Here is an 8065-nt window from a genome sequence, read left to right as displayed (position 1 = left end):
GGTGGCCAAATTGACTATGCCACTACACCTCCTGAGGCATCAGAAGGTATCCATCAAAACGGGGGAACTACAAAGCCTACTTATAGAAATAGTTAGTAAGGCGATGCTGAGGTTGTTAAAAGATGCTTATGGGTAATAAATATAACAAGGCCCAAAAAATGAGTTGCTGCACCCTTTTGGGCGACCTTACGCATAGTTGTACAAAACTCATAATCACAAGTTTACCGTTATTGGTGGCGTTAGGGGATGGGGGTGATTTGTAAAACGGTGGGGGGTTATGTATCAAGTGCAATTAAAAAGGCCTATGGCACGAAGCAGTGAAACTATCTTGCTCCGGAGACCCTGCCAAATACTCCACCCAACGAAAAAGCCCCGCTGACGCGGGGCTTTTTGTTTTGCTCGAGTTGTTTTACCCGGGCAGGTTGGTGTAGCCCAGTTCGTGGAATCGCTGGAGCAGCTCGCGGTGACCAAAGGCGCCGGTGGCGCTTTGGAAGCCGACGGCTTTGAGTTGGCCGTTGAGTAGACGCTCGGCACCTTCGGCGCAGATTTCGCCGGTGAAGGTGTAGGGCGCGTTCAGTGACAGCGGGAACACGGTAGTGACCTGACGACCCTGACCGATACAGGTGATGACGGTGCGGTGCAGATCGCGGCAGTCTTTCGGCGGTTCGGCGGGGGTCATTTCGTCGCCGTAGCGGTTGGTCAGCTCTTCTTTCTGTTCCTGGGTCATGCCCTTGGATTCTTCTTGGAAGCGGTGGATAACCGCTACCACGTTTTCGATGATTTCGTCACCGAAGGCGGTCAGTACACGGCAGTTGCGCACGCGGTCGTCGTGTTCGTACCAAGCGGGTTCACAGCCGCCGCTCCACGGCAATGCCAGCACGGGCTGCGACAGGTGGGGAACGCTCACGGTAAAGTGACGGTCGCCCTGCCATTCCACCATTTCGCCGTCTTTAATCATGTACTGCGGGTTGTTCACCATGCGCAGGAAGGATTTGGTTGAGGCTTGTGAAGGCAGTGCGTTGTTGATCTGGTAGGTGATGTCCAGGGTGTCGACGCCTTCGGTTTCCAGCACGACTTCAGCCGCCAGTGCACCCGCTGCCCACATGTAGGAGTTGGCGGGATTCAGCAGCAGGTTTTTCTCGGCAAAGGCTTTGCCGTACTTGTCGCGTACCGCGATAACAAAATCTTGCTCGCCGGTGGTGTCGAGGTAGTGACAGTTGTTTTCCAGGCAGGCTTCGACAACTGGCCAGGCGAGCTGCATGAAGGGGCCGGCAACGTTGATCACGACTTCGACTTTTTCAAACAGGGGGGCCAGTTCGGCTTTGTCGTTGTTGGCGCGAACGATGGTGGCCGGGGCTTTGTGGCCCAGTCGCTCTTCGACAATGGCCAGCGCATCTTCCAGTTTTTGCTGGTTGCGACCGACGAAGTAGAACGGCAGATTGCGCTGAGCTAGACACTCGGCAACGAGTTTGCCGGTGTAACCGCTGGCGCCATAGATAAGGATTTTCGGTGTGTCTGACATGGTCTTGCTCCTATAATTTTTTTTGTGAGGCTTGGCCGACGCTGCGAGCACAGCGCTGAACGTCGAGACAAAAAGTAATCCTGTGGGAAAGTTTCGGGAATGCGAAAAACGGACAGGTGATTGCGAAAAGTGGACATCGGCGTGAGTGTGAAGTAAATATAAAGACGCTTATGAAACCGAAATATCATTCCGCAAAAACCGTTTTGGCACCCTTGCAGCGGCTGCGAAGCGAGGGCATAACCGTGGCTCAGGCCCTGGCGGGCACCGGGCTGTCGCTGTCGATTCTGGAGCGCCCCGAGCAGCATGTCAGCCTCAGTCAGGAGCTGATTTTTCTGCGCAATCTTCGCCAGGTCTGCGGCGATCCCGGTATTGGTCTGTACGTGGGAAGCTGTTACCCGCTCAGCCTGTTTGGCCTGTACGGCTACGCCTTGATGAGCGCCTCGACCATGCGCGAGGCGCTGAAGCTGGCCTACCACTTCGTCGAACTCAGCTTTGCGTTCTACGAGCACGATATGCGCGTTGAACACGGCGAGGTGGTGATGCTGATGGATGCCGACGACTACCATCGCGACGATGTGCCGATGCTCAGTGAGCGGGAGATGGTGGCGACGTTTATGATTCTGCGCGGTCTGCTGGGGGACGATTTTGTGCCTTCCCGCGTGGAGTTCAAACATCCCCGTCAGGTTGCCGAATCGCGTTATGTGGAGGTATTCGGGCGCCTGCCGGTCTTCTCCTCCAGTCGCCACGCCATCAGTCTGCCGATGGATATTCTCGATGTGCCCATGTTGCAGTGCGACAGCGACACAGCGGCGTTGTGCATTGAGCGGGGCGAACGCATCAAGGCGCGGTTATCGGAAGAAAACAGCATTGTGGATGAAGTGCGGGAAATGCTGTTGCTGCGCCCCGGTTACTTTCCGGGCATTGAGGTGGTGGCGGAAAAGCTGAATATGTCTGGGCGAACCCTGCGGCGGCGTCTGCGTGAGCACGGCATCGGCTATCAAAAGATCGTCGACGACCTGCGGTTTGCGCTGGCCAGAGAGTATTTGCAGGGTACCAACATGCGTATTGAGCAGATCGCCTCGCTGCTGGGCTACAGCGATCCCGCGCATTTCTGCCATGCCTTTCGGCGCTGGTCGGGATGTGCGCCTTCTCAGTTCCGCGACGGCTTGTCGCTGGCTTGAGCGTTTCGCAGCTCGCCCGGATTAACGCCGGTCCAGCGCTTGTAGGCGTGGCAGAAGCTGGATGAGTCGGCATAGCCGAGGCGCACGGCAATTTCCTCGAGGGTAAACGAGGTGGTTTGCAGGTATTCCACGGCCAGATTCTTGCGCACGTCTTCGAGAATGCTCTTGTAACTGCTGTCTTCCTGACTGAGCTTGCGCTGCACGGTGCGGGCCGTCATGCCGAGCTGATCGGCGATGGTTTCCAGTGTGAAAATCTCTCGCGGTGAAGACAGGATCTGATTGCGGACAACATCCGAGAAGGTGTAGTTGCGCGCCAGTTGCGCGCAGATTTTCTCGCACTGGCTGTCGTAAATGCGGGCGGTTTCCGGCTCGGCCTGCAACAGGGGCTCGTAAAGCAGGCTGCTGTCAAAGACGTAGCAGTTTTCCACCGCGTTGAAGTGTACCGGGCAGTTGAAGTAGCGGCGGTACTCGTCGGCGTACACCGGCTCGGGCTGGCGCAAGAAGACTTCCTGCACGGGAATATCCCGCCCCAGTGCTTCCTTGAAAATAATATGCGAGGCGACCAGCCCGCGGTCGATCATGTACTGGTGACTGTCCCCCAAATCCCGCAACGGCTCCAGGCTGACATAGGCACGCTCGTCGCGAATCGCGGTGATCCACTGCATGTAGGTCCAGGTCATCAGGATGTTTTTGTACAGCACCTGCATGCCGGCAATCAGGTTTTCGCTGGTCATCACCGCCAGCCCCAGCAGGCCGTAGGCCGACAGGTGGTAACGGCTGCCCACAATCAGGCCCAGCTCGGGCTTATTCAGCGCGCGAATGACTTCAGACGTGAAGCTCAGCTCCTGCTGCGGCGTTAGCTGATAGGTGGGGCTATCCAGCGCCTCCTCTGGAATGGAGGCCTTTTCCATGACCAACAGGGGGTCGATACCGTGCTCTTTCAGCAGAGTAATCAGCGGGTTCAGGCCATAGCCCAGATGACGGGCCGGCGGCACTGACAGTGAAGAGCGGATCTCCATGGGTCACGACACACATAATTTAAGGCTGTCGTAAATTAACAATCAGAATGTCTGCTGTAAACATCTGCCTTTTCGGCCGCGATGGCTAATATCCTATCAACGCGATTGCTCGCCAATAACAAACATAACGATGTAGAGGAAACGTCATGACTGACCACGCCCTTGCCGAAAACACCACCGAATTCGATTACCGCAATCTGGATGCTCCCCCGTACAGCTGGCCTGCTACGCCTAAGAGCAAGCTGACCCCGTCTGGCGCTGAAGCCACGCTGCCAGAGGACATTGCTGAATTCCAGAAAACCCTGCGCGACTTTGCCGTGAACGTGGTGCGCCCCATCGGCATTGAACTGGACCGCCTGAGCCCCGAAGAGGTAATTGCCAAAGATTCGCGTTTTTGGGAATTCCGTCAAAAATATCTCGAGCTTGGCGTCACCATTGAAGCGCTGAGCCAAATGCCCCCCCGTGAGGCGGCACTGCTGTTCGGCATTCTATTTGAAGAGCTGGGTTACGGCGACGCCGGCCTGGCGATTTCTGTAGGTGCCGGCATTCTGCCTCAGTGGCTGAGTGCCAAATTTGGCCGCGCTGACCTGCTGGAAGAATTCCCCGATACCATGCTGGGCTGCTGGGGTATCACCGAGCCCGACCACGGCTCAGACATGCTCGACCCCAGTCTGAGTGCTGCCCAGCCTGGCGGCAAATACGGTCGCCCGAATATCGTGGCCGACCTGCGCGGCGACGATATTATTCTGAATGGTCAGAAAGCGGCGTGGGTTTCTAACGGCGTTATCGCCGATGTCTGCATTCTTTACTGCGCTGCCGACAGCGGCAATGGCCCGGACCCGCAAAACGGTTGTGTGCTGGTGTTCCCGATGAACCTGCCCGGCATTTCCCGCGGCAAGCCACTGGATAAAATGGGTCAGCGCGCGCTGAACCAGGGCGAAATTTTCTTCGATAACGTTCGGCTGCCGCGCAAGTACCTGCTGGCCGGTCCGGAAGATTATCAGCGTGCCGTGTACTGCATTCACGCTGAAGCCAATGCCCTGATGGGCGCCACCTTCACCGGTCTGGCTCAGGCCGCCGCCGATATGGCGCTGGACTACGCTCACGAGCGTATCGCGGGCGGTACGCAGATTATCAATCACCAGTCGGTCAAATCCCGCCTGTTCCACATGTTCCGCAAAGTTGAAGCTTCACGGGCGATAACCCGCCGTGGGCTGGACTACAACAATGATCCGGAGACAGCCGTCCCCTCATTGTGTGCGGCCATGTTCTCCAAAACCACCGGTACTCAAAACTCCTTCGAGGTGTGCAGCGACGCGCTGCAGATTTTTGGCGGCAATGGTCTGACCAAAGAATACCCGATGGAAAAAATGCTGCGTGATGCCCGTGCCTCATTGATTGAGGACGGCTGCAACGAAGTACTCGCGATCAAGGGCGGAAGCTATCTGATCGACGATGAGAAGCTGGGTAAGTAACGCGGAGTTTCCCTTGAAACAGAAAGCCTACATTGCGGGCGTCGGTATGACGCCCTTTGGGAATGCTATTGATCAAAGTCTGAGTCAGCTGGCTTCTACGGCGATTAATGAAGCATTAAAAGATGCCGGTATCGGCGCCAAGGATCTCGGCGCCGCCTATATGGGCAATGCCGCTGCAGGTGTCATCACCGGCCAAGTGTGTGTGCCGGGTCAGGTGGTGCTGCGCAACATGGGCATTGGCCGTATTCCCGTCATCAATGTGGAAAACGCCTGCGCCACGTCGGCAACGGCCTTTCAACAGGCGGCTACGATGGTCACCCTCGGGGTGTACGACGTGGTGCTGGTGTGCGGCTATGAAAAGCTGTACCACAAAGATAAAGAAAAGACGTTCTCGGTGTTTACCGGTGCGATTGATGTCGACCAGATCGACGCCATCAAAGCGGGTTTGAAAACCCGCAACGAGGCGATTGGTGCTGAACTGGACATGAGTCAGGCAGGCATCACGCGCTCCATCTTTATCGATATCTATGCCACTTGGGCGCGGGAGCATATGCACCGCTACGGCACCAGCCCCGAGCAGTTGGCGGCGGTTTCTGCCAAAAACTCCTTCCACGGCAGCCTCAACCCCCTGTCGCAATTCCGTGATCGCGTCTCAATTGAGCAGGTACTGGCGGCGCGGGAAATTGTCTCGCCACTGACCTTGCCCATGTGCGCGCCCATCGGCGATGGCGCGGCGGCGGTTGTGCTGGTCAGTGAGAAGAAAGCCAAAGAATTGGGCATGTCGCGTTGCGTGCGTGTTAAGGCATCTAGCCTGCACAGCGGCTGGGACCGTGCCGAAGGCGAAGATGAAATGGTGCCGCAAGCCGCTGCCGCGATCTACGAGCAGGCGGGTGTCGGCGCCGACGATATTGACTGCGTGGAGCTGCACGACGCTTCCGCTATTTCTGAAATCAAATATTACGAGTATCTGGGCCTGTGCGGCGATGGCGAGGGCGGCGATTTCGTTGCTCGCGGAGATTCCACGCTGGGCGGCAAGGTGCCGGTAAATACCTCCGGTGGCCTGATGCGCAAAGGGCACCCGATTGGTGCCACCGGCGCGGCACAGATTGTTGAACTGGTCACCCAATTGCGCGGTGAGGCCGGAGACCGTCAGGTCGAGGGTGCTCGACATGCGCTGGCAGAGAACGGCGGTGGTTATATCGGCAGTGATGCCGCCGCGCTGGTGTTGAGCGTTCTGTCAAAAGAATAAAAGCGGGGGGAAGCAATGAAAGATCAAGCGATTCTGGCGAACTTAATTGAAGCCAAGATGCAGAAAAACCCGGACCTGGATGTATTGACCTTCGTCAATATCAATCCCGCCGGTGATTTCGAAGACGAAATCCGCAGCTATCGCCAGTTGTGGGAGCAAGGGCAGCGAATCAATCAGGCGCTGCTCGAGCGCGACATGGAAAAAGGCAGCAGTTTTGCGCTGGTAATGCAGAACCACCCCGAGTTTATCGACGCCATGGTAGGTAGCTCACTGGCGGGCACGGTATTCGTTCCCATCGATCCGCACACCGGCGGGGATCGTCTTCACTACATGCTCGACTGGGCAGAATGTTCCGGCGTGTTCTGTGCCGACTACTGCTTTAACCGCGTGTACGAGGTGTGCAAAAACATGCCGCAGATCCGTTGGATCTGGGTCATGGATACCGGCGAAAAAGTGACGCTGCCCAGCGACCCTCGCGTTGAAGCCTACGAGCAGGTGATTGCCGGTGACTACACCGAGCGTGAATGTCGGGTAGACAGCCCGGAAGAAGTCATGCAGATGCTCTACACCTCGGGGACGACGGGCGATCCGAAAGCCATTCGCGCTCCGTATCTGCGCTTCGACAATGTGGCCTCCATCGGTCCGATGATTGATATGCGTGAGGATGACCGTCCCTACACGGGCCTGTCGCTGACCCACGCCAATGCGCAGCTCATTACCTTGGGCAACGTACTGAAAATGGAAATGCGCGGGGTTATCAGCCGTCGTTTCTCCAAGTCGCGACTGTGGGATATCTGTCGTCACTATGGCTGCACCATGTTCAATCTGCTGGGCGGTATGACCACGGCCATTTACAGTGAGCCGCGACGTCCCGATGATGCAGACAACCCGGTGCGCTATATCCTTAGCGCGGGTATGCCCGCAGCGATCTGGGAAGATTTCAAAAAGCGCTTCGATGTTGAGCTGTTCGAGTTCTACGGCGCTGCCGAAGGCGGCATGATTTTCAATCCTCCGGGCGGCCCGGTCGGCAGTATCGGTAAGCCACCGGCAAACCTGATTGCACGGGTGATTGACGAGGATGGCCGTGAATGTGCGCCGGGCGAGCGCGGCGAAATTGTTTTTGAAGCGGCTCCTGGCTTGCCCGAGCTGGCCGTGACCTACTTCAAAAACCCTGAAGCCTCTGCCAAAAAAGTGCAAAGCGGTGTATTTTTCACGGGCGATATCGGTCATCGTGATCAAGATGGCTGGTTCTATTTCGATAGCCGTAAAGGCGATGAAATTCGTCGCAATGGCGAGTTTATCGATACCGCGAAAATCGAAAAAACCATTGCCGAGTACGACGATGTGGCCGATGTCTTTGTCTACGGTATTCCCGCACTGAGCGGTGTGCCGGGTGAGAAAGATGTGATTGCCGCGGTGGTGCCGGTTGATGCCTGCCTTTTCCAGCCGGAAAAGCTGCTGCAGCACTGTCGCCAGTCGTTGGGGCGCACCGAGTTGCCAAGCTTTATTCAGGTGCTGTCGGAAATTCCCAAAACGGCATCGGAAAAGCCCCAGGCACGTTTTTGCTTTGAATTATTTAAAGAGCAGAAAAACCACGTGTATGACTTCGCCTCCTGACG

At 56.6% G+C, this 8065-nt stretch carries 6 protein-coding genes; 4 read left to right on the top strand and 2 right to left on the bottom strand.

Annotation, left to right across the window (positions count from 1 at the left end):
- Positions 1-409: 409 nt before the first annotated feature.
- On the bottom strand, positions 410-1522 hold the full coding sequence (locus tag AC5DB9_RS08870) for a saccharopine dehydrogenase family protein (RefSeq protein WP_022958815.1): 1113 nt from the start codon (positions 1520-1522) through the stop codon (positions 410-412).
- A gap of 242 nt (positions 1523-1764) precedes the next feature.
- Between AC5DB9_RS08870 and AC5DB9_RS08865 the strand changes: the two genes are divergently transcribed.
- Positions 1765-2703 (top strand): AraC family transcriptional regulator, encoded by a 939-nt coding sequence (locus AC5DB9_RS08865; protein WP_169530648.1) that lies wholly within the window; start codon positions 1765-1767, stop codon positions 2701-2703.
- Here AC5DB9_RS08865 and AC5DB9_RS08860 read toward each other — a convergent pair.
- A complete protein-coding gene (locus AC5DB9_RS08860) occupies positions 2673-3722 on the bottom strand; it encodes an AraC family transcriptional regulator (protein WP_272991523.1) in 1050 nt (349 codons plus the stop codon). The genes AC5DB9_RS08865 and AC5DB9_RS08860 overlap by 31 nt on opposite strands.
- A gap of 146 nt (positions 3723-3868) precedes the next feature.
- On the opposite strand from AC5DB9_RS08860, the gene AC5DB9_RS08855 reads away from it, so the two are divergent.
- From AC5DB9_RS08855 to AC5DB9_RS08845, 3 genes are read left to right on the top strand one after another with little or no spacing between them, the layout of a single operon-like run.
- Positions 3869-5197, top strand: coding sequence for an acyl-CoA dehydrogenase family protein (locus tag AC5DB9_RS08855; protein WP_022958812.1), 1329 nt, complete (start codon positions 3869-3871; stop codon positions 5195-5197).
- 13 nt (positions 5198-5210) lie between these two features.
- Positions 5211-6446, top strand: a complete 1236-nt coding sequence (locus tag AC5DB9_RS08850) for a thiolase family protein (protein WP_272991522.1) — start codon at positions 5211-5213, stop codon at positions 6444-6446.
- Between the two features lie 15 nt (positions 6447-6461).
- Positions 6462-8063: an AMP-binding protein gene (locus AC5DB9_RS08845; protein ID WP_272991521.1), complete on the top strand. Its 1602-nt coding sequence runs from the start codon at positions 6462-6464 to the stop codon at positions 8061-8063.
- Positions 8064-8065: the final 2 nt, after the last annotated feature.

Source organism: Spongiibacter sp. (genome assembly GCF_984394615.1).
Note: the sequence above shows the minus strand (reverse complement) of the source record. Positions and strands in the feature narration are given on the sequence as shown.